The following is a 25,410-nucleotide window of genomic DNA, read 5'->3' on the forward strand; positions in this document are numbered from 1 at the left end:
ATCAGCCTCCGAAGAGTGCGGGCAGAGGGTCGAGCCCGCTGCCGTAGTAGGGCTCGGGGTTCCCGAGCCAGGACGTCAGCACCGACTGGTAGACCCGCCGCATGTCCTGGGTCATGGCGAGGTTGTCGGCGGGGGCCAGGGGCGTACCCATGGGCGGGTGGTCGCCGTACAGCCCGGGGGTCAGCGTCTCGGGACCGGCCGACGACTCCGGCGGCGGCCCGATGAGGAGGACCGGGGCGGCGGCGCCGTGGTCGGTGCCCGCCGCGGCGCCCGAGCCGTTCTCGCCGATGCGCCGCCCGAACTCGCTCGTGATGATGAAGAGCGTGCGGTCGGCCAGCTCCGTCGGCATCGGGCCGGTGTTGCCGGTGCCCTCGTAGAAGATCCGGATGCCCTCGGACAGGTCCGAGTACAGATCCTGGTGCCGGCTCGCCTGGCCGTTGTGGGTGTCGTAGCCGCTCTGGCGCAGGTAGACCACCTCGCAGCCGTAGTCACCCTCGAGGAGCTTGCGCGCCGTCAGCAGCCGGACCGCGAGGGCGTTGCCGTTGACGTTGGGGGGAGCGGTCGCCTGCGACAGCTCGCCCACCACGCTCATCGAGGAGCTGAGGCGACGGCCGTACGCTCGCCGTAGGCGCTCGGCGGGGTCGTGCATCGCGTAGCGCTGCACGGTCTCGTAGCGCTGCTCGGCGCCGCCGATCGATCCGTCCGCGAGCGTGAACGGCAACCGGGCGATGCCGATGCCGCTCTGACGCTCGCCCTGGAGGATGAACGGCAGCTCGGGCACGATGCCCACGCCCCGTATCTCGCCCTCGCCGATGCCGACGCGGTCGAGGTGACGACCGAGCCAGCCGGTGTTGAGCTCCTGGTCGTTGGGAGGCGAGCCGGACTCCCACGCCTCGGTCCCGGTCTGGTGCGAGAAGCTGTGGTTGGGGTAGTCCACGCCCTGCACGATCGAGATGCGGCCGGCCTGGTACAGCCCGTGCAGGTAGGTCAACGCCGGGTGGAAGCCGAGCTGCTGGTCGGCGTCGTCGAACTGGTCGAGCCGTAGCAGCTGCTCGCGCGGGATCTGGATGGACGGACGCACCTTCTCGTAGACGGTGCGCCGAGCTGCGCCGGGCACGTCCTCGAGCGGCACCACCATGTTGAGCGCATCGTTGCCTCCGTCGAGCACGAGCACGACGAGACGGGGACGCAGGCGCGTGGCTGGATCGACCTCGGCGAACGCGACGCCCTCGCCGACCCGCGCGATGAGCGGGAGGCTGGCGGCGACGGTGCCGGACGTCTGGATGAACTGACGGCGGGTGAGTGGCATCACACGACCTCCCATTCCGGCGCGGACAGGACCAGCATCAGGACACCCTCCTGGAGGACCGACTCCGATCGGCCGGCCTGGCTCTCCAAGTAGTCCTTGATGGCTGCGCTGGTGTTGACCGAGAACCCCGCGAGGCCGAACTTGGCGGCCCACCCGTCGAGGTCGTTGGAGACGGGAAGATCGGCGTGTGTGCCGAAGCCCACGAAGGGTCGCGTCGCTCCGATCACCGCGTAGCCCAGTAGGTAGCGGTGGGCCACGGCGGTGGTGCCGAGCCAGTGCTCGCTGTCGGGCCAGCCGAACACCGACGGCGGGTACATCGGCACTTGCCCCATCTGCTCGAGGTAGTCGTCAGCGCCGCCGATGAAGCTGCCGTTGATGAACGGCAGATCGTCGGCGAAGGTCAGGTCGAGGACCTTCGCGGCGTGCACGACGAGGTCGGCGGGGGGACGGACGAGCTGCTGGCCGTTGGCACGATCGGTGTAGCGGAAGCCGTCGGAGAGCAGCAGCGCGCGGATCGCGGGGCGCAGGTCCCAGTCGTTGGCGACCAGCGCCGCGGCGACCTCCTCGATCAGCGGTTCACCGAAGACGCTGCCGACGTCGGGCGTGTACGCCAGCGCCCGGATCATCCGGTAGGCGATCCACCGCGAGGCGCTCGGTTGCGCCAGGAGGTGGTCGATCAGGTCGAGGTACTCATCGATCCCGCGGGACCTGAACGCGCGGCCGAGGACGACCTTGTCGCCGTCGTCGTGGTCGTCGGGCCAGAACTGGGCGTCGTCGCGCGTCTGCGGCCCGCCGAAGAACGGGGCGTCGGCCCTCAGGAGCTTGTCGATCGCGTCGGCGGGGCGCCAGCCGGTGAGCATGCGCGCAGCCTCGCGCACGTCCTCCTCGGTGTAGACCTGGGGGAGCTTGCCGAGCGTGAACAGCTCCATGAGCTCGCGGGCGTAGTTCTCGTTCGGCTTGACCTTGGTGTTGGTGTCGCCGTCGAGCCAGTACAGCATCGCCGGGTCGATGGTGATGGCGGCTATCAGGTCGCGGAAGTTGCCCAGCGCATGCGTGCGGATGCGGACGATCTGCGCGGCGACGTGCTGGATGCTGGGGGCGGAGCCCTCGGGAGCGGTCGCCAGATGATCGTGGAGGAAGAAGGTGAACCGCTCCTCCAACGGGTACGGCGTCGTACGCATCACCTCGAGCCAGTGGCTGACCGGGTCATCGCCAGTGAGGTTGATGAACGTGTCGATGCCGTCGGCTCGGTGCAGCACCTCGCCAGCGGTCGGTTGGCGTAGGGCGGGTTCGGTCGGGACGTCGAGCAGGTGCTCGACGAGGTCGGCGTACGGCTGCCCGCTCCACTTGTCGAGGTCGGCTTCGGTGGCGCCGAAGGCGACGCGGTTGATCAGTCGCGAGACGTCCTCGCGCGTGGCGAGCTCGGACACGGTTCTCCCCTCCAGGAACGTCGTGCTCCGAGGACGCTGTCCGAGCCCTCTCGTTAACCGCGCGGATGGCTCCTCAGCCGCCAACTTCGACGGCGGTTGCCCGTTCTCCTGCCCGTCCAGGCGTCCCTGCGGCCACCGTACAGGAGGTCAGGAACCCGCGATGAGCAGGATCTGACCGAGGGCGAAGTCGGCGGCGTAGAGGTTGTCGCCGTCGTAGGTGACGTCGAGCGGGGCCGGGAGCACCGCGATCGTCTCGGGCTCGCCCGCTGATGCGTCAGGGCCGATGTCGAGCCGCACGATGTCGCGGCCGCGAGGGGTCGTGCCGAAGAAGTTGCCGAAGCGCCCGAGGACGAGGTCGCCGTCGGGCCCGAAGGCGAGGCCGGTGGCGGCGACGTGCAGGCCGAGGAGCTGCTCAGGAGGGGTGTGCTCCCCACACGTCGTCGCCACCGCCTCGTTCTGGGTGACGTCCCACTCACCATCGAGGTTCGCGTAGACGCACTCGGGGAAGCCGAAGTGCGTCGGGGCGTCGTGCACGAACGTCACGTCGGGCACCGCGACCAGCGTGTCCTCGCCGTAGGGGTCGAGCTGGTCGGGGCCGTTGACCGTCATCCACGCCTCGGTCGTGCCGGGTCGGAACGCGACGTCGAAGTTGTTGCGCATCCCCGTGGCCTCGACGAGCAGGTCGGGCAGGACGAGCTCCTCGCCCTCGTCGGGCTCGGGGATCTCGCCGAAGACCGCATCGTCCGGCGTGAGCTCACGCGCCCCGATGCGGATCGAGATGAGCGTGCCGCTGAGGGGTTCCTCCGGCAGGCCTCCGGAGACGCCGTCGTCGGTCGAGTTGCCGTTGGTCACGTACAGCCGGTCCCCCCGGATCGCCATCCCGTTGGTGTTGTGCCGACCGTTCGGCAGCTCGTCCACGACCACCTCACCGACCTCGGCAGCGTCACCTCCTCCCGGAGGGATGGCCCACACCCGCCCCGCCGTATCGCGGTCGTCGCGCGCCGAGGGGTGCGAGTCCGCGACGTAGAGCCAGCCGTCGTCGTCGAAGACGATCCCGAGCGGGTTTCTGAACCCGGTCGCGTAGGACTCCGCCGGCCCCAGCAAGCCGGCCTCGAGGATCGGCAGCGCCTCGACCGTGCCCTGCGACCAGCTCGCCGCGTACATCGTGTCGTCTCGCACCGTGATGCTGGTCGGCGTGGCGACCGCACCCGCGGACGGCACCGGTGCGGAGTCGGGCACCGGCACCGGCGACTCCGGCGTCACGCGCTCGATCACCTCGAGCGTGCCGGTCGTCGTGGTCGGGTGCACGGTGCAGTAGAAGTCGTAGGTGCCGGGCGCGAGCTGCGACGTCCCGGTGACGTCCGCCTGTTGACCCGCGGCGATCGTGTCGCTGGCGAACAGCGGTCCGCCGTCCTCGCCGTACTCGCGGGCGGTGACGTTGTGGGGTGCGGGCAGGTCGGCGTTCGTCAGCGTCAGGCTGGCCCCCTCCTCGATCGTCACCTCTTCGGGCACGTACGTGAGCGCGATCACGGTGATGTGCTGACCGGGCGGGGCGGGGGCCGTCGGGGCCGTGGTGGCATCGAGCGCGGACGGTAGGGGCGGGGCGGCCGCGACGATCAGCGCTGCGACCGCAGCGAGCGCGAACAGGTTCCGGGATCGCATGGCTCCCCTTCCAGCGATCGACTTGCTGGGACCTTCGACCCCCGCCGCCCGTGTTCCTGCCCTCGGGTGTGGCGGAGCCTCCCATCCTCCTCACCGTGCTCTACGCACACGGGGCGCGCTCGGTTCACCCGGGCTCGGTGACGTCTGCCTGCGGTTGACACCGCGTGAGGTTGCGACGTACGGTTCTGTTCGCCAAGTCGACCACTTGTTCGCTATCACGAACACCTCGCGAGGGAAGCCATGAAGCTCGACCTGCTGTACGAGATCGACGTGCCCAAGCCCTGGGGCCCCGAGCCGTGGCCGCAGAACCAGCGCAAGCGGGAGCAGCGCGCCTACAGGGAGGCGCTGGAGCAGATCGCGCTGGCGGACAAGCTGGGGTTCAACACCGTGTGGATGGTGGAGCACCACTTCCGCGAGGGCCGGTCGCACTCCTCGTGCCCCGAGGCCACCCTCGGCGCGCTGAGCCAGATCACCGAGAACATCAGGCTCGGCTTCGGGGTCGCGTTGATGCCCCACGAGTTCACGCCACCGATCCGCGTCGCCGAGAAGGTCGCGACCGTCGACGTCCTGTCCAACGGTCGGGTCGAGTGGGGGACGGGGCGCTCGACGCCGATGGAGCAGACCGCGTTCGGGGTCGACCGCGAGGCGTCACGTGACAAGTGGCGTGCGGCGATCGAGACCGTCGTCGGCATGTGGGAGACCCAGTACTACGAGGAGGACTCGGAGTACTTCACCTTCCCCAAGCGCAACGTCACGCCCAAGCCGGTGCAGGACCCGCACCCGCCGTGCTGGGTCGCGGCGACGTCACCCTCGTCGGCCGAGGTCGCCGGCGAGGCTGGGCTCGGCCTGCTGAGCTTCGCGATCATGCAACCCATCCAGGTGATGGCCGATGTCATCAAGCGCTACCGCGCGGCCTGCGAGCGCATGGAGGAGCCGCTCACGCGCGTGGTCAACAACCGCGCCGCGGCGTACACGCTGGTGCACTGCGCCGACTCGATGGACGAGGCCGAGACCAACGGGGTCTGGGACGCGGTGTGGTGGTGGTACCAGCACCTCGCCGAGTTCATGCTCGAGTGGGAGTTCCCCCACTTCCCTCAGGAGGAGAAGGACAAGCTCTTCCCCCTGATGAAGAAGCACGCCGAGGGCGACCTCGAGCCCAAGATGTTCAACGACTACGACATGATCATCGTGGGCGACCCCGACCAGTGCATCGAGAAGATGAAGACCTACGAGTCCCTCGGGGTCGACCAGCTGCTCTGCTACATGCAGTTCGGCGACCTCGACCACGACGCGATCATGAGGTCGATCGAGCTCATCGGCAAGCACGTCCTGCCCGAGGTGGACGCCGAGGCCTCCGTCACCGTCGTCGAGAAGTGAGCACGTCCTTGTGTGCTACCGCTTCGCTACTTGAGCACTCCTGGTGTGCTACCGCTTCGCTACTTGAGCACTCCTGGTGTGCTACCGCTTCGCTACTTGAGCACTCCTCGTGACCGACGGTGGCGCCGACACCAGCTTCGATGACAGCGAGGTGCCGGTCTACGCCGACCTGCTGCGGCTCGATGGTCGCGGGGTGCTGGTCGCTGGCGCGGGCCAGGGCATCGGCCGGCAGGTTGCGCACGCCCTCGCGGAGGTCGGGGCGCGGGTGCTGTGCCTCGACTACGACCAGGCACTGGCCGAGCGGATCGCGGCGGAGGTCGGGGGGGTCGCACACGTCGCGGACGTGCGGTCCCGGGATGACATCGCCGGTGCGGTCGATCGCGCGGTGGCGGAGTTCGGCCGTCTCGACACGATCGTCGACATCGTCGGGATGGCCCGTTACCGCCCGCTGCTCGACGTCTCGGACGACGACTGGACGTGGACGTTCGAGATGGTGCTGCGCCACGGCTTCCTGCTGACCCAGCTCGGCGCGCAGGCCATGGAGGACGGCGGGGCGATGGCCTTCGTCGCATCGGTGAGCGGCATCACCTCCGCCCCGCTGCACGCCCCGTACGGGGCGGCCAAGGCAGGACTGATGTCGCTGGTGCGCTCGGCCGCCGTGGAACTCGGCCCGCGCGGCATCCGCGTCAACGCGGTCGCGCCGGGTTTCGTGTGGACCCCGAGGGTGTCGGAGCTGGTCGGCGATCGAGGCCGCGAGGCCAACGTCGCCAACACGCCGCTGCGCGCCATCGCGGAGCCGAGCGATATCGCGCGGGTGTTGCTCTTCCTCGTCTCTGATCTGGCCCGCCACATCACCGGCCAGACCGTCGTCGTGGACGGTGGCGTGAGCGCGAAGTTCCCCTACCCCATGGACCTCTGATGCGGCGCGACGCCCGTGCCTGCGACGGATCGGCGACGACGTGAGCAGCGAGTCCGCTCCGCACCTCGTCTCGGGTCCCGAGGCGGGGCGTGGCGAGCGCCCCGAGGGTCCCGAGCCGTACCTGCGCGGGGTCGTGTGGCCCGGCAGCCGACGCGTGCCCTACCCCCGGGCCGCACCGCGGGACCGGCTCCGGCTGCCGGGCGACACGTGGCAGATGGCTTCGATCCCCGTCGGGGTCCGCCTCGAGCTGATCGGCGATGCCAGCGAACTCGGGATCGAGTACCGCACCGAGACCGACCAGCTCGGCTACCGCGGCGACGGGGCAGGGACGACGTTCGCGGCGTGGCACCGCGGCTCGCTCCTCGGCGAGGACCGCGCGGTCGTCGGCCCGGGCACCGCACGGGTCCCGCTCGGTGGCGACGACCAGCGCACCATCGTCTACCTCCCCGAGGGCATGCGGCCGGTAGTGCTCGACGTGCGGGGTGTGGGTGGCGACATCGCGCCGGCGCCGGCCCAGCATCGCTGGATCGTCTACGGCGACTCGGTCGCCGAAGGGTGGACCGCGTCCGCCCCGGCGCTCGCGTGGCCAGCGGTGGCGGGGCGCGACCGCGGTCTCGACGTCGTCAACCTCGGCTACGCCGGGGCTGCGCGGGGCGAGATCGCCTCGGCGGAGCAGATCGCCGCGCTCGACGCCGACCTCATCACGGTGTCCCACGGCACCAACTGCTGGACGCGCACCCCGCACAGCGTGGCGCTGTTCCGCGCGGGGGTCGGGGCGTTCCTCGATGTCCTGCGCGACGAGCACGGCACGACGCCCATGCAGGTCGTCAGTCCGGTCGTGCGCCCCGGCGCGGAGGAGACCCCGAACCGGCTCGGGGCGACGCTGGCGCAGCTGCGCGACGCGATGGAGCTCGAGGTCGCGTACCGGATGGAGGACGACGAGCACCTCCACCTCCTCCGGGGGTCGGAGCTGATCGGACCCGAGCACCTCGCCGACGGCATCCACCCCAGCGACGAGGGGCACGCCCGCATGGCCGCGGCCATCGGGGCGCAGGCCCGGACGATCATCGGCTGACACGGAGTAGGGACGAGGGAGGAGGTGACGGGTGGCGAGGCGCGCCCCGGCCATCGAGCGCTGCGTCGCGGTGCTCAACCACCTCGCCGCGGCACCCGACCAGCCGCGGACGCTGTCCGAGCTGGCCCGCGACCTCGATCTCAGCAAGGCGACGGCGCACTCGCTGCTGACCACGCTCACCGACGCCGGCTACCTCACCCGCGACGAGGAGCGCAAGACCTACGGGCTGGGACCCGCCCTCATCGCGGTGGGCAACGCGGCCGCCGGGGCGTACCCCGCCGCACGGCTGGCCCGGCCCGCGATGGACGAGCTGTCCGACGAGTTCGACCTCGAGGTCATCGCGTCGGCCGGCATCGGCGACGAGATCGTCATCCTCGCCCGCGCGGGCACGCCCCGCCCGCTGGGCATCAACATCGCCCCGGGCCAGCGTCTGCCGTTGGTGCCGCCGCTCGGGACGGTGTTCGTGGCGTGGGCCGGCGACGACGCCATCGAGGCGTGGCTCGGACGGCTGGGACCGTCGGTGAGCGAGCGCGAGCGCAAGCTCTACCGACGCGCGCTGGCGGCCGTGCGCGAGCGCGGCTACTCGGTCGCGCTGGCGGGGGAGGGCCAGCAGCGCCTCGTCGAGGCGCTCACCGAGGCGGGTCACGTCGGTGACGGCTCCGAGGGCGCCGACGAGTACGCGCTCCTCGAGCTCGCGGGTGACGCCGCCTACCGCATCAACCACATCGGGGCGCCGGTGTTCGGTCCCGGGGGCGAGGTCGCGCTGGGTCTGTTCCTCATCGGCTTCCGCGGTCAGATCCCCGCCGAGGACGTCCCCGGGTACGCCACGACTTTGGTCGATGCCGCGGAGGAGGTCACCGCGGCCCTCGCCGGCCAACGTCCCGCGTAGACGTTCCCCCGCCGTGCCACCGGGTCGTCGCAGTGCCCAGAGCTGCCCGCCCCCCCTGCCATCAGGTTCGACAGGGGGTAGTTGGACCGAGCTCGGAGTGCTCGTGGTGCGGCACCGGGTCCGCGCCTACGTCGACAGCAACCGCGCCCGCTCCGCCACGTCCCCGTCGTCGGTCAGCAGCGCCCCGTCCCCGGTGGAGGTGTAGTCCCGTTCGGCGCCGATGAACTCCGGCTCGGCCCCGAGGTACCGGATCGCGACCGCGCTCGCCGCGAACGTCTCCTCACCGACCGGACACGCTCCGTCCTACCCGGCTGTCGGCGCGTCACCGCGGTCGAGAGCACATGGATCGAACTCGAACGGCTCGTGGACGTGGCGACGTCAGAGCCACGAGCGCTCCGCGCGGATCCATGCCCGTGCCGTGGCGGGCGGCAAGCCCAGATCGCGGGTGGCGTCGACGATCGTGTCGTCGTCGCAGATCTGGATGAACCTGTTCTTCCAGTAGGTCACGTGGAGCTGGCGACGGTCGTTGGGCGCGGCGTTCGTGATTATCGACTGGACGTCGCTGTAGTCGAGTTCCGACCAGTCGTAGCCGACCGAGCCGCCCATGAGGAACAGGCGGTCGCGCACCGGGACGCGCCGCAGCTTCTCGATCCCCTCGCGCATCTCGCTGGCGTTGAGCGCGTCGGCCAGGTTCCGGATGCGCCACCGGTTCGACATCAGCTCGGGCTGTTCGACCGTCTCGTTCAGGTTCTTCAGGAGCTGGACCACCTCGCCCTCGGGGACGTCGGTGTCGTTCAGCCGAGCGTCGAGCATGTGCAGGTTGGGTCGGACGTTGAGCCGGCGGAAGGCGGCGCCCGAGCGGTAGTCCGACCCCACGGCCGGCATCGATCGCATGCTGCCGTAGGCGGGCAGGGTGCTGAACCGAGCCCCCAATTCCATCCCGTAGCTCCAGCGATCCTCGGGGCGGTTGATATCGCCGTTGCCGGTGACCGAAGAGAAGGTGGGCACGCCGCCGCCGCGCCGGTGGCGCCCTGACGAGACGTGGCCGCCCAGTCCCAGTCCGCGACCCAGCTGCGTGCGCGTGTACCGGTTGTTGGCGATGCGCTGGAACCGCCGCATCGTGTCCGGTGACAGGTCGTCGTACATGGTCTGGATGAGCGTCTGCTCTTCGGCGAGGATCTCGGCATCGGCTTGCAACGCGGCCGCGCCGGTGAGAGGCCCATTGACCCACAGCCGCTTGAGCTTGGGCAGCACGTCGTCGAAGATGACCTGGTTGCCGATCCGGGCCAGACCCTGCAGCTCATTGGTGATGGGCGAGATGCCTTCGGTCAGGTCCACCGATGCCATCTCGGCCATGCCGCTGGCCACGATGTAGGCCGCCAGCGCCCAGCGGGTGTGGTAGCCGCGTGCGGCGGTCGCCTCGTAGAACCAGCGGTAGAAGTCGCGTCGCTGCTCGATCGTGGTGTATTCACCGCGGCGGACGTGGAGCAGGTTGTGCTGGCAGGCCGACTTCCAGCGCTGGGTCCAGCTGATCCGGTCGGATCGCTCCCAGTGCTGGGGTAGCAGCACACGGCTCACACGAGGGTTGTCGCGCAGCTCTCGACGCTGGATCCTCGAGCTGCCTGTATGCGTACCTGCGGGGGCGTCTGCGCGTCCGAGCAGCGCCACGACCACGCGGTTACCGGCAGACCGCTGCAACCTCAACAGCTCGTCGGTGGCGTAGGGGCCTCGACGTGAGCGCGACCGGGCGGTGAGTCCCTGCGGCACCCTCGCCGTCCGCGCGACCGGACCCGTGCGGACCGTCACCGCCCCCTCCTCGGCTCGAGCTCCATCCAGGAGTATCGCAGGTGGCCTCGCCTGGGACCGTGCGCGATGGGGCGCCCGAAGAGGCGACTTCGACGTGCCTTTCGGGAAGTCCGGCCCGGCCGTGGCCCAGGATCGTCACCGGAGCTGTCGCTCACCAGGGCACCGTCGGCCGCTCGATGCCGGTGGGCAGCAGATCGCCGGTTGTTCAGCTCGACGGCTGGCGAGCCGGTACCCCACTCCGCGGACCGTCTTGACTAGGTGGGCGTGGCCGCCGAGCTTGCGTCGCAGGGTCCTCACGACCGCGTCGACGACGTTGCTGCTGCCGAGGTACGAGGTGCCCCACAGATGCCGGATCAGCTCCGCTCGACTCGCGGCGCGCCCCTCGCGCTGGTCCAGGAGGTTGAGGACCCCGAACCGTCCGTCGTCCTCGCCGAGCTCGCTGCCGAGCACCCACGACAACCAGGCGTCGACCGAGCCGGTGACGAAGGTGGGCTAGATATCCCACGGTTGTAGGTGTCAAGCAGCGAGTGCCTGCCGGTGACGCCAGGCGAGGTGTTCGTCGTATGGGGTGTAGTGGGTGAGGCAGCCATGGAGGATCCCAACGTGCCGGTTGCCCAGGGCGCGCAGGGCTTAGTGGTGTCGCCTTGGCCGCGCGTTGGTCGTAGAACGCTCGGGCGCCGGGGCTTGCGGTGATCGCCGCGAACGCCCACTGGTAGCAGGCGTCCGCGAGGTGCCTGTTCACCCATTAGCGGGGCATGGATTGGCCACCGTTGACGCGCCAGACCTGGCCGGTGCACCAGCGGGCGGCGTCGGAGGCGAGGTAGAGCATGAGGTGGGCCTGGTCGATCGGCTCGCCCACCATCCGCAGCGGCGACAGGTGGCTCATCCGCCGCACGAACTCGTCGTACTTGTCCTGGTCGAGGTTGCCGTCCTCGTCGTAGCTGTGGCGCAACGTGAACGGCGTGATCGTCATACCCGGGGCGACGGTGTTGATGCGGATGCCGTGCTTGCCCAGCTCGAACGCCATCGTCATCGTCAGCTGCGCGACCGCCGCCTTCGTCATGGCGTAGAGGGCGTAGCCCGGGGCGGGCGTGTCGATCGACGTCGACGACACGTTGATGATGCTGCCGCCACTTCCCTGCTCGATCATCTGCCGGGCAGCTGCCTGCGCCCCGAACATCACGCCCTTGGCGTTGATCGCCATGAGCCGGTCGAAGTCGACCTCGTCGATGTCGAGCGCGGGCCCGTCGGCCGCGACCCCCGCGATGTTGCACATCACGTCGAGGTGGCCGTACTCCTCGACGGCACGTGCCACCATCGCATCGACGTCGCCCCGCGAGGTCACGTCGGTCGCCTCGGCGACCGCGTTCCCACCCGCGTCGACGATGGACTTGACCGTCTGCTCGGCGCCCTCGAGCGCGATGTCGCCGACCACGACGGACGCGCCGGCAGCGGCGAGCACCTGCGCCGTGGCTTCGCCGATCCCGCTCGCCCCGCCCGTCACCACGGCCACCTTGCCCTCGAGCGAGAACGCGGAGAAGACGTCGTCGGCCATGCGGTGGCACCTCTCGGGCGGGCGGCAGTGTGGTGTGAGACTAGACCCAGACCTGACAGGGTGTCAGGTTCGGGACAGGGCTCACGGGCTCGCGTGTCGAAGTACCGTGCAAGGGGATCTGGAGGCTGACCGTGACGTGGCTGAGATCGATCGCGGGCCTGCTCCTGTTCGCGCTCGTGACGGTCGCGTGTGGCGCGCGTCTGGGGGAGGATGAGATCCGCGTCGCGATCGACCAGCTCGGGGGCGGGGCGCCAGGGGAGGCGAGCGTCACCACGAACGGTGACGTCGATCTCGATCCGGCCAGCGCCGCGGCCCCGTCGGGCACCGCCACCGACCTCCCGGCGGCCACCACTCCGAGCGGCTCGACCGCTCCGTCGGGCCCGTCCACCTCGGGCCAGCCCGCGACCGGCCAGCAGCCGGGACAGGCACAGCCCGAGCCGGACCCCGCGACCGCGCCGACGGACGCACCCGCCGGCGAGGACACGACCGACACGCGCGCCATGCCCGCCGGCGGCAACGGCGGCGAGACCGACGTCGGTGTCACCGAGGACAGGATCACCATCGCCAACGTGTCCGATACGAGCGGACCGGTGCCGGGGCTGTTCGAGGAGACCCAGTTCGCGGTGCGGGCCGCCGTCGAGAAGTTCCGCGCCACCGAGGGGACCATCTACGGCCGTAGTCTCGACCTCATCGAGTACGACGCGCGCATGGACGTCAACGGCAACCGCAACGCCTACCTCGACGCCTGCAACAAGACGGTCGCCGCGGTGGGGTCGATGTCCGCCTTCGACCAGGGCGTCACCTCCCCCGCGGAGGACTGCGGCATCCCCGACATCCGCGCGACCGCGCTCACGCCCGTGCTCCAGGACTCGGAGGTCGTCTACCCAGCGGACGCGATGACCGCGAACGTGCAGACCATCGGCGACTACGTCTGGCTGAAGAACAGCGTCTTCAAGGATGACCCGGAGGCCATCACCAAGGCCGGGTACCTGTTCATCGAGGGCGAGGTGACGCGGTACCAGACCGGCATGACGAAGAGGGGCACGGAGTCGATCGGCTACGAGTGGCCGGTCTACCAGTCGATCCAGATCAGCGAGTTCAACTACGCCCCGCACGTGGAGGACCTCGCCAACAAAGGCGTGCGCATCGTGGCGTTCCAAGGCGCGTGGCAGCAGGCCATCAAGCTCGCCCAGGCGATCGAGCAGAAGCGCGACTACGAGCCCGACGTTCTGCTGTTCCAGGCCAACGTCTACCACCCTGACTTCCTGGCGCAGGGCGGCAGCGCCATCGAGGGCGTCATCGTCCCGCTCGTCAGCGTCATGCTCGAGGAGATCGATCAGTACGCCGAGCTGCAGGAGTACGACGAGTGGGTGCAGCGGGTCGCGCCGGGGAACCGCGCGACCGCGCTGGGCGTCTACGCCTGGTCGGCGGCGTGGCTCTTCATCGATCTCGCCAAGAAGATCGGGCCCGACCTCACCCGCGAGAAGCTGCTGGCCGAGCTGGCCAAGGTCGATGGCTGGGACATGAACGGCATCCACCCGCCGCAGGAGATCGGGCGCAAGTGGCCCAGCGACTGCCAGCTGTACACCCAGGTCCAGAACGGCCAGTTCGTGCGGCTCGCCCCGGCCTCCGGCTTCGAGTGCGGCGGGGGCCTGGTCGATCTGCGCGGGTGACGGCCGAGGGCAGGCCCCTTCGCGGCCGCGTGGTGGCGTGGCGCCTGCGGCTGGTGGCCGTCGCCGCGGTTGTCGGCGTGGCCCTGCTCGTGTTCGCGACCGGACTCGACGACGCCCTGCGGGGCGACGGGTTCCAGGACTTCCTCGCCAGCCCGTGGGGCCCAGCCGTGTACGTGCTGTCGATGTGGATCGTCCAGCCGGTGGGGCTGCCGGGGTTCGTGTGGATGGTCCCCGCCGGACTCGCGTGGTCGTGGCCGGCCGCGGTCGCGCTGTCGTGGATCGGCAACTTGGGGGCGAGCGCCATCGCGTTCGCGTGGGCACGGTTCGTCGCCCGCGATTGGGTCGCGAGCCGCATCCCGCCCCGCGTCCGCGCCTTCGACGACCGGCTCGCGCGGGGCGGGACGGCCCAGGTCATCGCGCTGCGGCTGGTCACGGGACAGCTCCCCCCAGCCGACTGGCTCCTCGGCGTCACCGGCGTCCGGTGGCAGGTGTTCTTCATCGGTACCGCCATCGGGATCGTGCCCGGGATCGTGGTGTTCGTCGTGGTCGGCAGCAGCCTGTTCGCCTCCCTCGGTGACCTCGTCCGCGGCTGATCGACGGTTGACGTGCTCCCCGCCCCCGGCGTAGGCTCGCTTTCACGATAGCGACCGAGCGTTCGATATATCGAACCAACATCGACCAGAGAGGTGGACGGCGTGGACGCTCTGGACGAGGTGCGCTTCGCGGGACCACGTCCCGGACGTGACCTGTCGACGGTCGAGGACGCGATCGACACCATCCGCGCGGGCGGCATGGTGATCGTCGTCGACGACGAGGACCGCGAGAACGAGGGCGACTTCGTGATGGCGGCCGACTGGGTGACGCCCGAGGCGGTCAACTTCATGATCACCCACGGCCGCGGCCTGCTGTGCCTGCCGCTCACGGGTGAGCGCCTCGAGGAGCTGGCGATCCAGCCGATGGTGCCGGAGTCGGCCGGGCTGGAAGAGACCGCGTTCACGGTCTCGATCGATCTCGACGAGCGCGGCAACACCGGCATCTCCGCCCTCGACCGGGCACGGTGCATCCGCCGTGCCGTCTCGGCCGACGCGCGCCCCGCCGACTTCCGCCGCCCCGGCCACGTGTTCCCCCTGCGGGCGCAGGACGGCGGCGTGCTGCGCCGCGCCGGCCACACCGAGGCCGCGGTCGACCTCGCACGGCTCGCCGGGCTCTCACCGGCCGGGGTCATCTGCGAGATCATGAACCCCGATGGGACGATGGCGCGGCTGCCTCAGCTCCTCGCGATCGCGGAGCGGTTCGACCTCCACGTCGTCACCATCGCCGACCTGATCGCGTACCGCAGCCGCGCCGAGTCCCTGGTGCACCGAGTCTCGGAGGCGACCATCCCCACGGCGTTCGGGGCGTGGCGCGCCATCGGCTACGAGTCCGCCGGCGATGGTCTGCAGCACGTCGCGCTCGTCTGCGGCGACGTCGAGGGACGCGCCGACGTGCTGGTGCGGATGCACTCGGAGTGCCTCACCGGCGACGTGTTCGGGTCGCTTCGCTGCGACTGCGGCGTGCAGCTACACGACGCCATGCGCCTGATCGCCGAAGAGGGGGCCGGCGTCGTCGTCTACATCCGCGGCCACGAGGGTCGCGGCATCGGCATCGTGCACAAGCTGCACGCCTACAAGCTGCAGGACGAGGGCAAGGACACGGTCGAGGCCAACCTCGAGCTCGGCTTCCCCGCCGACAGCCGCGACTACGGCACGGGTGCGCAGATCCTCGCTGACCTGGGCCTGACGACGCTGCGCCTACTGACCAACAACCCACTGAAGCGGTCGGCACTCGAGGGGCACGGTCTGCGGATCGTGGAGCGGGTCGCGCTCGAGACCGCCCCCACGGAGCACAACCTCAAGTACCTCGAGGCCAAGCGCGACAAGCTCGGCCACGAGCTGCGCCTCGAGTCCGAGACCGCCTGACCGTTGACGCCGCGGACGGCCGACGCTGACGCCCCGCCCGGAGGACGACCGATGACCGAGCGCCAGCCCCACATCGTCGGGATCGGCGGAACGACCCGCCCGTTCTCCTCCACCGAGAAGGCCTTGCGCTTCGCGCTGCGCAGCGCCGAGGAGCACGGCGCGACGACGCGCGGCTTCTTCGGTGCGGATCTCGCGGAGCTGCCGATGTACGCGCCCGAGAACCCCGAGCGTCACCCCCGCGCGGTCGAGCTGATCGAGGAGCTGCGCCGCGCCGACGGCCTCATCCTCGCCTCACCGGGCTACCACGGTGGCGTCTCGGGCCTGGTGAAGAACGCCATCGACTACACCGAGGACCTCAGGGACGACGAGCGGGCGTACTGCACCGGCCTGCCCGTGGGATGCATCGCCACGGGAGCCGGGTGGCAGGGGGTCGTCACCACGCTCGAGCAGCTGCGCACGATCGTCCACGCGCTCCGTGGCTGGTGCACGCCGCTCGGGGCTGGTATCAACACCGTCGCGGTGAAGGTGTACGACGACGACGGTGAGGTCATCGACGAGCGCGCCCGCTTCCAGCTCGGGATGGTGGGTGAGGAGGTCACCGAGTTCGCGACCCTGCGCCTGCGATCGGTCGCAGCGGCCAGCGCGCCCGCGACCGCCTGACTACTCGCCAGGAGGCGGCGTGACGCTCGGGGTCAGATCGTCCTGGGCGTCGGGCGGGTTGCCACCGGTGATCGTCACCTCGTACTGGGTGTCTCCCACCTCGACGATGTCGACCTCGGTGTGCCCCTCGGCACGCAGATCCTCGACGGCCTGGCGCGCGTCCGCCTCGGAGGTGTAGGTCGCCACCGTCACGGGCTGGTTCTCGGGGCGCATCTGTGGTGGTTGCTCGGGCACGATGTTGGCTCCGATCAGGCGTGTGTCTGGACGCTGCGCTGTGTTCGCTCGGTGGCGAGACGTTCGGCGCCGATGGCCTCGCTCCTCGGCACCGTGACCTCGTAGCCATCGTCATCGACCCGCTGCACCCCGGCGTCGTGGCCCTCCGCCCTGAGCTCGTCGGCGGTGGCGTGCGCCTCCTCCGGCGTGGTGTAGGTCGCGATGGTCTCACGGTCGGTGGTCGGCACGGTTCCCTCCGTCGGTCGGTGGTACCTGTGAAGGCACTTCGAACCTACGCCCCGCGTCGGGGCGCAGCCTGGCATCACACTGAACCTTCGGGGGTCCTCGGTCGTCGCAACGGGTGACGGCGGTGGACGAGCACACCGTGGTGGAGGACGATGCGGCGTCGGTACCGGCCGAAGGCGTGGGGTGTACGAGCCACCGGCGGATCTCGTGCGAGCAGCGGCTGGGGGCGACCTGGCCGCGTACGAGACCATCGTGCGTGCGTACCAGGACCCCCTGTGGCGGTTCCTGCGCTACCTCGTCACCGACCCCGATCTCGCGCACGACCTCGCTCAGGAGACGTTCCTACGGCTGCACACCAAGCTCGCGTCGTACCGCTTCCGGTCGCGCTTCTCGACCTGGCTGTTCCAGGTCGCACGCAACCTCGCCATCGACGAGCTGCGGCGCCGGAGTCGCCGGGATGCGCTCACGGCGGCGGTGCGACCGCGACTCGACCGTCCCGGACCCGACCTGCACACCGAGCTCGAGCACGCGCTCGCCGACCTGTCACCCAAGCTGCGCGAGGCGCTGCTGCTCATCGAGGTTGCGGGGTTCACCTACCGCGAAGCAGGCGAGCTCCTCGGCATCCGGGAGGGGACGGTCAAGAGCCGCGTGTTCCACGCCCGGCGCCAGGTGACGTCCTGGTTCGCCGACGGCGACGAGGAGGGCACCGGTGAGGTGTGACCTCGCGCAGGAGCTGCTGTCCGAGCGCGCCGACGGCGAGCTGACCTCGGGCACGGCCGCTCTCGACGCGCACGTCGCCACCTGCGGCGACTGCCGGGCCTTCCTCCACGGGACGGACCTCATCCGCCACTCGCTGAGGGTCCAGGCGGTCGCCGAGGTCGGCGACATCGCGTCGAGCGTGCGTCGCGAGCTCGAGCGCCGTCAGCGAGCCCGCGTCCGGTCGCGCCGCCCCGCGTTGTTCCTGGTGGCCGCGACGTTCGTCGTCGCGTTCGCGGTCGGGGCGCTGTCGGCGGGTCTGTTCGCCCCGAACCCCGCGGTCGCCGAGGGCATCGGCCGCCGCGTCCTCGCCGCACAGGCTGGGGTGGAGTCGTTGACCGCTGAGGTCGAGATCGTCGAGCACGGCTGGCACCCCGAGGTTCCCGTGCGGCGCGCCGAGGGCTCGCTGGTCTACCGCGCGCCCGAGACGCTCGTGCTCGTGCTCGAGGACCGCACGGAGTACCCATCGAAGCAGTGGCGGAGCAACGACACGGCCCTCGTCGTGGATGACGACCGCGCGTGGCAACGCGGGACCCCTCGGTGTCCGTCCTCGGCGCAGCCGGGATGCAGCCTGGGGCCGAGGACGGTCGCGTGGGAGCGGCGCGAGCCGTTCGCGGCACCGGTTCCGTCGGCGCTCGACCTGGTCGTGCCGGTCACCAGCTTCGCGCCCGACGGACCCGTGGAGGATCTGGGCACCCGGCGTATCGGCTCCCGTGACACGGTCGGCGTGGCCGTTCCGGCGGCGCAGGTCGCGCCGGTGCTGGACACGCTGACGAGTGCTGGGAACTGGCGCGCCTTCCATCCCTCCGACCGTGCCGAGGTGTGGCTCGACGAGCGCTGGATGGTGCCGCTCGACGTCGTCGTCACGGCCGGGTCTGGTGACGAACGTGAGCGCTGGGCGGCGGCTCACGGGTACGCCGACGCGGCAGGTGACGTGATCCTCGCGGTGCGCTTCCGTGCCATCGCGATCAACGAGGACGTCGAGATCGCCGCTCCGCCCGTGCCGACGGAGGCGACGTCGGTAGCCGGAGCGTTCACACCGGGTCCGGTCGAGGTCCCGGAGCCGACGTGGCTGCCGGACGGCTTCGCGCCCCACCTGACCGGCGCGGTCCTGCCCACCAAGGGAACCGACATCCGGGTCGCGAGCTGGACCGATGGTCGTGCCTGGGTGAAGGTCCGCGCCACCGTGAGCTGGGACCAGCCGCGGCTCTTCGGCGACCTCGGTGGGGTGGTCCGTCGCGTGGATCTGGAGGACGGAGTCGTGTACGTCGCGGAGGGGGGTCGCACGGTCGCGCTCCACGGCGACGACGTCGACGTCGTGGTCACGGGCAGCATCGCACCGGTCGAGCTCCTGCGGGTCGCCGACTCGCTCGAGGTGACGGGGCGCGCGGTCCCCAGCGGCTGGGCCGAGGCTGCCGCCAGCATGCTGACGGAGGCGATCGATGCGCGACCGGGACTGCTGGTCCCGACCGAGCTGGCCGGGTTCGGCCCACCGGGTGTGCAGGTGGGCGACGGTGCTGTCGTGCTCGGCTACGCCGGAGCCGGCGACCGCGCGCTGGTGATCGTGCAGCGGTCGGGGATCCAGCTCGGGCCCCCGCTCGCAGCGGATGTGCTCGGGGTCGAGGTGCGCGGCACGGCGGGGCGCTACACCCCCGGCCGCGGTGAGCTCGAGTGGGTGGAGGGCGACACCCTCGTGGCCCTGAGGAGCCGCACGCTGAACCTCACCGAGCTGCTGGCCGTGGCCGACAGCCTGGAGGCCGCTGCGTGAGGCGCATCGCGCAGCTGGTCGCCGTCGCCCTGGCGGGGGTCGTCCTCGGGGCGCTCACCGTCGTCGCCGTGCAGGCGCCGGCCGTGCCCGAGGAGCCCGCTGCGTCCGAGGTGCCGGTGGTCGCGGCCGCCCCGCTCCCCGCTCCGGCCGAGCGCATCCTGCTCGTCTGGGGGTCGGGGGGTGTCCCGACCGACCTCGCGGACACGCTGGCTGCGCTGCCCGGTATCACCTCGACGACCGTCGTCGCGGGCGATCGCGTCGACCTCGTCGAGTCACGCAACTCCGACGGTGCGGTCGTGGGGTCGTGGGCGGATGGCTCGGTCGTGCCGCTCGACGCGCTGGCCGTCGATCCCGTCGGGTACGCCGCGCTGCTGCCTCCCACCAGCGCCGCGACGTTCGCCGGACTGCGAGGGGGCGAAGCCGTGCTCGGCGAGACCTCGGCGCGTCTGCGGGGTACCGGAGCTGGAGGGATCCTCGTGACGTCCTCGGGGGTCGAGTTGCGGATCGGCGCCGTGGTCGACGACCAGGACGTCGCCGGTGCTGAGGTCGTGGTCGCGCGTGCGACCGCGAGCGATGTCGGGATCGTGACCGACCGGTTCGTGCTGCTCACGTACAAGGGTGAGCGCGCCGCCGTCGAGAGCGCGATCCGCGGCGCCGCACCCGACCTCACGTTGCGCGTCCGGGCACCGGGGGAGACCCCGTTCCTGCGCCATGGGGACGCCGTGCTCCCTCAGGTGCTCGTCAAGGAGCGCTTCGGGGAGTTCTCGTTCCGTCCACCACCGGGGGATGAGCGCGAGTTCGAGCCGGACCCGGCGTTCGAGGCGGCGAACATCGTGAGCGAGGAGGTGCCGCTGCTCGGCGTGGTGCGGTGCCACCGCGGCATCGTGGACGCGCTGCGCGGGGCGCTGGAGGACCTCGTCGCGCGCGGGCTCGCACACCTCGTGGACCCCACCGCCTTCGCGGGGTGCCACAACCCGCGGCTCACCACCCCAGGTGGCAGCGTCTCGCACCACGCGTGGGGTGTGGCGTTCGACCTCAACTACGACGCCAACCCGACCGGGATCGCCTCGGTCCAGGATCCGCGGCTGGTCGAGACGTTGGAGCGCTGGGGCTTCACCTGGGGCGGCTTCTGGCTGGTCCCCGACCCGGCGCACTTCGAGTACCGCGGTCCGCCCGACCTGGTCATGGTCAAGGCGCGAGCTGCTGACTGAACGTTCGCGCGTCGTCGTTCGTCGCACGAGATGAGCGCCATCATCGGGAGGGAACCATGCGCCGCGTCCTCGTCATCAGCACGCTCATCGCCATCGCCACGCTGTGGTCCGCTGCACCCGCGGGAGCCGGGGGTGGAGGTGGCGCGATCTGTGATGGCTACTCAGAGGCGTCCACCATCGAGATGTTCGATCACTGCTTCCAGGGGACGGCGCACACCGTCGCACCGGGGATGAGCGTGACCGTCATCAACCAGGGACAGGCGCCCCACACCTTCACCGCCGCTGACGGCAGCTTCGACAGCGGTGTGCTGCAGCCGGGCGAGAGCTGGGAGGTGAGCTTCGATGAGTCCGGCGTCGCGACGGTCTACTGCACGCTTCACGGTACGCCCGAAGGTCACGGGATGGCCGGGGCGGTGCTCGTCGACGGCGGGGCGCTCGCGTCCGCGGTAGCGGATGAACGCTCGAACGCCGCCGGTTGGTGGCCGGCCTCGACGATCGGGTTCGCGCTCCTCAGCCTGGTGCTGGCGGTGAGGTCGCTCCGCAACCGTGGACGGACGGCGGCCGACGAGCGCGAACCCCAGCTCGTCTGATGGTCTCCCGACGGGCCCTGTCGGTCGCGCTCGCGTCCGCTGCGGCGAGCCTCACGCTGTGGGTCGGGCCCGCCGCCGCCGGCGGCTGGTGGAGCTGGATCCAGCTCGACGACACCTACCTCGCGATCGGCGAGGAGGTCACGGCCCGCGCGACGGTCATGTTCCCCACGGTCGCCGAGGCCGACGCGGCCCGCGTGCACCAGGGTTACGCGGCCTACCTCCTGCGTGGCATCGATGTCGCCGCCCTCGAGGAGGCGATGATGGTGCCGGAGCCGGGGGCTTGGTGGTCGCCGCCCGAGGTGGCCCTGGAGGTCGGGGCGGTCGATCTGAAGGACGGCGACGCCAACCTCCTCGTGGCCGAGGCGTCGTTCACCGTCCCGGAGGTCGAGACCGGAGAGTGGGCGCTGATGTTCTGCGACGCTGGATGCGTGAACCCGCTCGCGGACGTCGCACCCACGTTGGGCCTGCATATCGCCGCGGACGTCCAGAGCGCGACCCTCACGGACGAGCTGAGTGAGCAGGTCGCGGTTCTCGACACGGATGTGCCGCCGGTCACTGGTTCGGGTGGGCCGGGGTGGCTGCCGATCGGTGGCGGGATCGTGGGCAGTGTCGCGCTGGCGTCGATCCTGCCCCGCAGGCGACGGGGCTGATCCTGCACCAGCGCGCGGCTACCAGTTGACGCGGATACGCCCGGGGTCGATCGGGGTCGGCGGGGCTGCCTGTGCTCTCGGGCGGCGGAGTCGGCCCACGACGAGCAGCGTCACAGCGACGAGCCCGGCAGCCCCGCCGGCGACGACGAGCCACGGCGCGCCTCCTTGCGGCGTCCCGGCCGGTGGCGTCACGTCGGGGAAGATCTTGATGTGTGCAGCGAGCGCCTCTCGTGTGAGGTCGCTGACGGTCGGCTGGTGGTCGAGTTGGGCGTAGACGATGAGGTCGCGGCCGGTCGCGCGTGCGACCTCGAGCAGCGTGAACCCGTTGCCCTCCGTCCCGACCGTGGCCAGGTGCGCGACCGTGTGAGGAGCCACCTCAGGGACCGGTGTCCACTCGGGTAGGGAAGAGGGGTCCATCGCAGCCAGGGCGCGCGCTGCCTCGTCGCGATCGCGAAGACGCACAGCGTTCACGAGCAGACGCTGGTCGCCACGCCGGATGATCCCGAGTGCGCCGATCTCGCGGTGGATGTCCAGGCCCTGATGTGCATCTAGGAAGCTGCCGTAGTCGGGATGCACCGGTCCGTCCGGGCCGGTCACGAGCTCCGCCCCGTCGGGCACGATGAGCAGGGCCTCGATCGGCGCCTCGGCGCTCGCCGCAGCCCCGGCGCACGCGAGTACGACCGCGACGACGGTCGTGGCCAGTGCGGTGTGGAGTGTTCGCAGGACGAGTCCCCCGGGTGTCTCCGGGGTCAGTCGGTCCCATGGGCCACGAACTTGAGAGGTCCGGCTTCACACGCCCGCGTCGTCGACGCGTGGTCGGGTCGGTTCAACATCGTCGTGGGGGTGGGTGAGTGCGGATCTGGTGGCCGGTGGGCGAGGTCAACGTCGCGATGCCGGTGTGGGGGTCGTAGGCGGCGCTCCAGCCGCCGGTGGTGTGCATGGCGTGGTGGCTGTCGTCGCCTTTGCAGGCGGGCAGGGTGCTGTCCCACTCCGTATCGCCGTTGTCGGCCCAGGGGATGACGTGGTCGGCTTCGGTCCAGGCGACGGGGCGGTCGCAGTAGGGGTAGCGACAGCGGTGGTGGAGGTGCTCCAGCAGCGGACGGAGCCAGTCGGGGAGCGTGCGTAGGGAGCGTCCGAACGCGACCGGGCGGTAGGGGCCGGCGGTGAGGATGACGTTGGTGAGGAAGCCGTCCTCGTGCAGCCCCCAGCGGGTGAGCAGGTTGCGGGCGGTGTCATCGTCGATGGTGCCGGTACGGCGCAGACGCGATTCGAACGTCGCGGCGGCGTCCTTGCCGAGCAGGGTCCACAGGTCGATCATCAGGTTGACGTGGGGACGGGCCCCGTTCTTGGTCTCGGACGTCGCGGCCGCCGCTCGCTTGAGCATCTCGGCGAAGGCGTCGTGGCGGATCTGGGCGGCGGTGCGGCGCTGCTCCTTGGGTACGTCGTTGCCGTCGGGGGTGGCCAGGGTCTCCAGCAGCTGCGCCAACAGCTCGTGCACGTCCGGTACGAGCGTGCCGCGCAGGTCTCCGAGGCCGTCGATGGAGGGGTGCACGGTCAGCTCGCGGCGCTCGTCCAGCCCCGGCCCCAGCGTTTCGGCATCGGTACCGTCAGGATCGGTGTGGTCGCGGATGAGCTTGACGGCGCGGCGCACGTCGGTGGGGCTGCCGTGGCGGGCGAGGGTTGCCAGGGCAGGTTCGGCGGCTTGCAGCGCCCGCAACCGGCGTGCGGTGGTGGCGCGCACGACCGGGTCGACGTGCTCGGAGGAGATGTCTCCGGCCTGGTAGGCATCCCGCAGTTCGGGAAAGAAGTCCAGTCGGTGGGCACGCCGGGCGATCCGGGTCGTGGCAGACCCGTCCAGGCCGGTCTGGGCCGCGTACCACGATGCGATCGAGACGGCCCCGTCGAGGCGGTGAACGCCGCTGGCCCGGACACGCTCGAGGAGTCGGGTCTGCTGCGCCTGGAGGCGGTTGACCTCGCGCTGCGCCGCGACGGCGGCATCGGCGACGTCCCGGTCGATCTCGTCGCGCAGATCCAGCGCCGCCAGGGCGTCCAGGCCCTGGGTGATCAGACCTAGCGCCTCACCCACATCGCGCACCGTCGGCATGTCCTCGCCGGGGTCGTAGCCGCCCCGCACCTCACCCGCCACCGACGCCCCGACCTCCGCACGCGCGCCGCCGCTGCGGGCTTCGGCCCGGCGGTTGGAGGAGCGACGCGTCTCGATCACGACGCCCAAGCTAGAGAGGGGGTGTGACATCTGGACTCGAACACATCGTCCTAACGTGTGTTCAGCGCGCACATCGAGCAACAACCTTCGATGACGCCCCGCACGGCTCCGGCGACCAGCCACGCATCTACGACCGTTGTGGACCTGACGCCCCGTCAGCTACGTTCCTGACACACCGTCAGATTCTGCGGACGAGGACCAGCACGGGTCAGGAGGCGAGCTTTGGACTTCGAGTTCACCGCCGAGGAGCGCGCCTTCCAGGACGAGGTGCGTGCGTTCATCCGCGACCACTACGACCCTGACGTGATGGATCCGCGCCGCGAGGGGATGGCGCAGCTCGTCGACACGCCGAAGCGGCGCGAGTTCATGCACGCGATGGCCGACATGGGCTGGCTCGGCCTCTCCTGGCCCGCGGAGTACGGAGGTCGGGGCGCCTCCGCGGGGTTGCACGAGTACCTGCTGAACGAGGAGCTTGCCGCGGTCGGGGCGCCCTACATCGGCAAGGACGTCGGCATCGTCGGCAAGACACTCATCCGCCACGGTAGCGACGAGCTCAAGGACGAGTTCCTGCCGCGCATCCGCCGCGGCGAGGTCGAGTTCGCGATCGGTTACACCGAGCCCGACGCGGGCTCCGACCTCGCGAGCCTCAGTTGCCGCGCCACCCGCGACGACGAGCGGGGCGGGTGGGTCATCAACGGCCAGAAGCGCTTCACGACCTCGGCCCACTTCGCCGACTGGTACTGGCTCGCCGCGCGCACCGACCCTGACGCCCCGCGCAAGCACGAGGGCGTCACGCTGTTCCTGCTGCCGATGGACGCCGAGGGCATCCAGATCACCGACATGCCCACCATCGGCGACGAGCGCGTGAACGAGGTCTTCCTCGACGACGTGTTCGTCCCCGACCGCTACGTCGTCGGCGAGGTCGGCCGCGGCTTCTACTACGTATCCGAGGCGCTCGACTTCGAGCGCTTCACGCTCTACACCGTCAGCGCCTACCTCAAGAAGTACGAGCGCTTCCGCGACTGGGTCCGCACCGCGGAGCGCGATGGCGAGCCGCTGCGCGACGACCCCGAGATCCGTCGCACCCTGGCCACCTTCGCGGTGAGGTTCGAGCTCGCCAAGATGCTGACGCTCAAGGTCATCAGCAAGGCCGCTGCCGGTGAGGTACCCAACATCGAAGCGGCGATGTTCAAGCTGTGGACCACGCGCCTGGGCCAGCAGCTCGCCGACGCCTTCCTCGAGTTGGCGGGTGCAGCCGGCGTCCTGAAGCGCGACCAACCCAACGCCCCGCTCGACGGCATCTTCGAGATGACCTACCGCTACTCGATCGTCGACACCATCGGGGCGGGCACGTCGGAGGTGCAGCGCGACATCATCGCGCGCCGTGGTCTCGGCCTGCCGGTCCAGCGCTGACCGCGGTGGCCGACGTGGCACCAGCT

Annotated in this window: 24 protein-coding genes and 1 pseudogene; 14 read left to right on the plus strand and 11 right to left on the minus strand. The window is 70.7% G+C overall.

The window, feature by feature from the left end:
* Position 1: 1 nt before the first annotated feature.
* The 3 genes from KY469_01085 to KY469_01095 form a co-directional block, all read right to left on the minus strand.
* Positions 2 to 1,309: a DUF1501 domain-containing protein gene (locus tag KY469_01085; GenBank protein ID MBW3661665.1), complete on the minus strand. Its 1,308-nt coding sequence runs from the start codon at positions 1,307 to 1,309 to the stop codon at positions 2 to 4.
* On the minus strand, positions 1,309 to 2,739 hold the full coding sequence (locus KY469_01090) for a DUF1800 domain-containing protein (protein ID MBW3661666.1): 1,431 nt from the start codon (positions 2,737 to 2,739) through the stop codon (positions 1,309 to 1,311). Before KY469_01090 ends, KY469_01085 begins: the two co-directional genes overlap by 1 nt.
* Positions 2,740 to 2,886: 147 nt before the next feature.
* Complete coding sequence (locus KY469_01095; GenBank protein MBW3661667.1) at positions 2,887 to 4,401, minus strand: cupredoxin domain-containing protein; 1,515 nt, start codon at positions 4,399 to 4,401, stop codon at positions 2,887 to 2,889.
* A gap of 240 nt (positions 4,402 to 4,641) precedes the next feature.
* Here KY469_01095 and KY469_01100 point away from each other — a divergent pair, with 240 nt between their 5' ends.
* From KY469_01100 to KY469_01115, 4 genes are all read left to right on the plus strand, one after another.
* A complete protein-coding gene (locus tag KY469_01100) occupies positions 4,642 to 5,778 on the plus strand; it encodes an LLM class flavin-dependent oxidoreductase (protein MBW3661668.1) in 1,137 nt (378 codons plus the stop codon).
* Positions 5,779 to 5,887: 109 nt separating this feature from the next.
* The gene (locus KY469_01105) at positions 5,888 to 6,697 is read left to right on the plus strand and encodes an SDR family oxidoreductase (GenBank protein ID MBW3661669.1); all 810 of its coding nucleotides are present in this window, start codon (positions 5,888 to 5,890) and stop codon (positions 6,695 to 6,697) included.
* Between the two features lie 40 nt (positions 6,698 to 6,737).
* A complete protein-coding gene (locus KY469_01110) occupies positions 6,738 to 7,772 on the plus strand; it encodes a GDSL family lipase (protein MBW3661670.1) in 1,035 nt (344 codons plus the stop codon).
* A gap of 31 nt (positions 7,773 to 7,803) precedes the next feature.
* Positions 7,804 to 8,661: a helix-turn-helix domain-containing protein gene (locus KY469_01115; protein MBW3661671.1), complete on the plus strand. Its 858-nt coding sequence runs from the start codon at positions 7,804 to 7,806 to the stop codon at positions 8,659 to 8,661.
* Between the two features lie 378 nt (positions 8,662 to 9,039).
* Here KY469_01115 and KY469_01120 read toward each other — a convergent pair whose 3' ends face one another.
* From KY469_01120 to KY469_01135, 4 genes and pseudogenes are all read right to left on the minus strand, one after another.
* The gene (locus KY469_01120; protein MBW3661672.1) at positions 9,040 to 10,467 is read right to left on the minus strand and encodes a hypothetical protein; all 1,428 of its coding nucleotides are present in this window, start codon (positions 10,465 to 10,467) and stop codon (positions 9,040 to 9,042) included.
* A gap of 135 nt (positions 10,468 to 10,602) precedes the next feature.
* Positions 10,603 to 10,926, minus strand: coding sequence for a winged helix-turn-helix domain-containing protein (locus KY469_01125; GenBank protein ID MBW3661673.1), 324 nt, complete (start codon positions 10,924 to 10,926; stop codon positions 10,603 to 10,605).
* Positions 10,927 to 10,983: 57 nt separating this feature from the next.
* Positions 10,984 to 11,206 (minus strand): annotated as a pseudogene (locus KY469_01130) (IS110 family transposase).
* Positions 11,207 to 11,212: 6 nt separating this feature from the next.
* The gene (locus KY469_01135) at positions 11,213 to 12,022 is read right to left on the minus strand and encodes an SDR family oxidoreductase (GenBank protein MBW3661674.1); all 810 of its coding nucleotides are present in this window, start codon (positions 12,020 to 12,022) and stop codon (positions 11,213 to 11,215) included.
* Between the two features lie 131 nt (positions 12,023 to 12,153).
* Between KY469_01135 and KY469_01140 the strand changes: the two genes are divergently transcribed.
* The 4 genes from KY469_01140 to KY469_01155 all read left to right on the plus strand — a co-directional run bounded on the left by KY469_01140 (position 12,154) and on the right by KY469_01155 (position 16,313).
* Positions 12,154 to 13,695, plus strand: a complete 1,542-nt coding sequence (locus KY469_01140; protein ID MBW3661675.1) for an ABC transporter substrate-binding protein — start codon at positions 12,154 to 12,156, stop codon at positions 13,693 to 13,695.
* Between the two features lie 32 nt (positions 13,696 to 13,727).
* A complete protein-coding gene (locus KY469_01145; protein MBW3661676.1) occupies positions 13,728 to 14,288 on the plus strand; it encodes a VTT domain-containing protein in 561 nt (186 codons plus the stop codon).
* 198 nt (positions 14,289 to 14,486) lie between these two features.
* Positions 14,487 to 15,653, plus strand: a complete 1,167-nt coding sequence (locus tag KY469_01150; protein ID MBW3661677.1) for a bifunctional 3,4-dihydroxy-2-butanone-4-phosphate synthase/GTP cyclohydrolase II — start codon at positions 14,487 to 14,489, stop codon at positions 15,651 to 15,653.
* A gap of 51 nt (positions 15,654 to 15,704) precedes the next feature.
* Entirely contained in the window at positions 15,705 to 16,313 is a 609-nt protein-coding gene (locus tag KY469_01155) for an NAD(P)H-dependent oxidoreductase (protein MBW3661678.1), read from the plus strand.
* Here KY469_01155 and KY469_01160 read toward each other — a convergent pair whose 3' ends face one another.
* Entirely contained in the window at positions 16,314 to 16,547 is a 234-nt protein-coding gene (locus KY469_01160) for a general stress protein (protein ID MBW3661679.1), read from the minus strand. It abuts the gene before it with no gap.
* A gap of 14 nt (positions 16,548 to 16,561) precedes the next feature.
* Positions 16,562 to 16,774 (minus strand): hypothetical protein, encoded by a 213-nt coding sequence (locus KY469_01165; protein MBW3661680.1) that lies wholly within the window; start codon positions 16,772 to 16,774, stop codon positions 16,562 to 16,564.
* Positions 16,775 to 16,955: 181 nt separating this feature from the next.
* On the opposite strand from KY469_01165, the gene KY469_01170 reads away from it, so the two are divergent.
* From KY469_01170 to KY469_01190, 5 genes are read left to right on the plus strand one after another with little or no spacing between them, the layout of a single operon-like run.
* Complete coding sequence (locus tag KY469_01170) at positions 16,956 to 17,492, plus strand: sigma-70 family RNA polymerase sigma factor (protein ID MBW3661681.1); 537 nt, start codon at positions 16,956 to 16,958, stop codon at positions 17,490 to 17,492.
* Positions 17,482 to 19,296, plus strand: a complete 1,815-nt coding sequence (locus tag KY469_01175; protein ID MBW3661682.1) for a zf-HC2 domain-containing protein — start codon at positions 17,482 to 17,484, stop codon at positions 19,294 to 19,296. The genes KY469_01170 and KY469_01175 overlap by 11 nt, the downstream gene beginning before the upstream one ends.
* Positions 19,293 to 20,507, plus strand: coding sequence for a M15 family metallopeptidase (locus tag KY469_01180; protein ID MBW3661683.1), 1,215 nt, complete (start codon positions 19,293 to 19,295; stop codon positions 20,505 to 20,507). The genes KY469_01175 and KY469_01180 overlap by 4 nt, the downstream gene beginning before the upstream one ends.
* A gap of 56 nt (positions 20,508 to 20,563) precedes the next feature.
* The gene (locus KY469_01185) at positions 20,564 to 21,097 is read left to right on the plus strand and encodes a hypothetical protein (GenBank protein ID MBW3661684.1); all 534 of its coding nucleotides are present in this window, start codon (positions 20,564 to 20,566) and stop codon (positions 21,095 to 21,097) included.
* Positions 21,097 to 21,747, plus strand: a complete 651-nt coding sequence (locus tag KY469_01190; protein ID MBW3661685.1) for a hypothetical protein — start codon at positions 21,097 to 21,099, stop codon at positions 21,745 to 21,747. The genes KY469_01185 and KY469_01190 overlap by 1 nt, the downstream gene beginning before the upstream one ends.
* Before the next feature lie 18 nt (positions 21,748 to 21,765).
* Here KY469_01190 and KY469_01195 read toward each other — a convergent pair whose 3' ends face one another.
* Both KY469_01195 and KY469_01200 read right to left on the minus strand, forming a co-directional pair.
* Complete coding sequence (locus KY469_01195) at positions 21,766 to 22,365, minus strand: hypothetical protein (protein ID MBW3661686.1); 600 nt, start codon at positions 22,363 to 22,365, stop codon at positions 21,766 to 21,768.
* 208 nt (positions 22,366 to 22,573) lie between these two features.
* Complete coding sequence (locus KY469_01200) at positions 22,574 to 23,971, minus strand: HNH endonuclease (protein ID MBW3661687.1); 1,398 nt, start codon at positions 23,969 to 23,971, stop codon at positions 22,574 to 22,576.
* Positions 23,972 to 24,193: 222 nt separating this feature from the next.
* Between KY469_01200 and KY469_01205 the strand changes: the two genes are divergently transcribed.
* Complete coding sequence (locus KY469_01205) at positions 24,194 to 25,384, plus strand: acyl-CoA dehydrogenase family protein (protein MBW3661688.1); 1,191 nt, start codon at positions 24,194 to 24,196, stop codon at positions 25,382 to 25,384.
* The last annotated feature ends 26 nt before the right edge of the window (positions 25,385 to 25,410 follow it).

The sequence above is a fragment of the Actinomycetota bacterium genome, from assembly GCA_019347575.1.
Taxonomy (GTDB): Bacteria; Actinomycetota; Nitriliruptoria; order Nitriliruptorales; family Nitriliruptoraceae; genus JAHWKY01.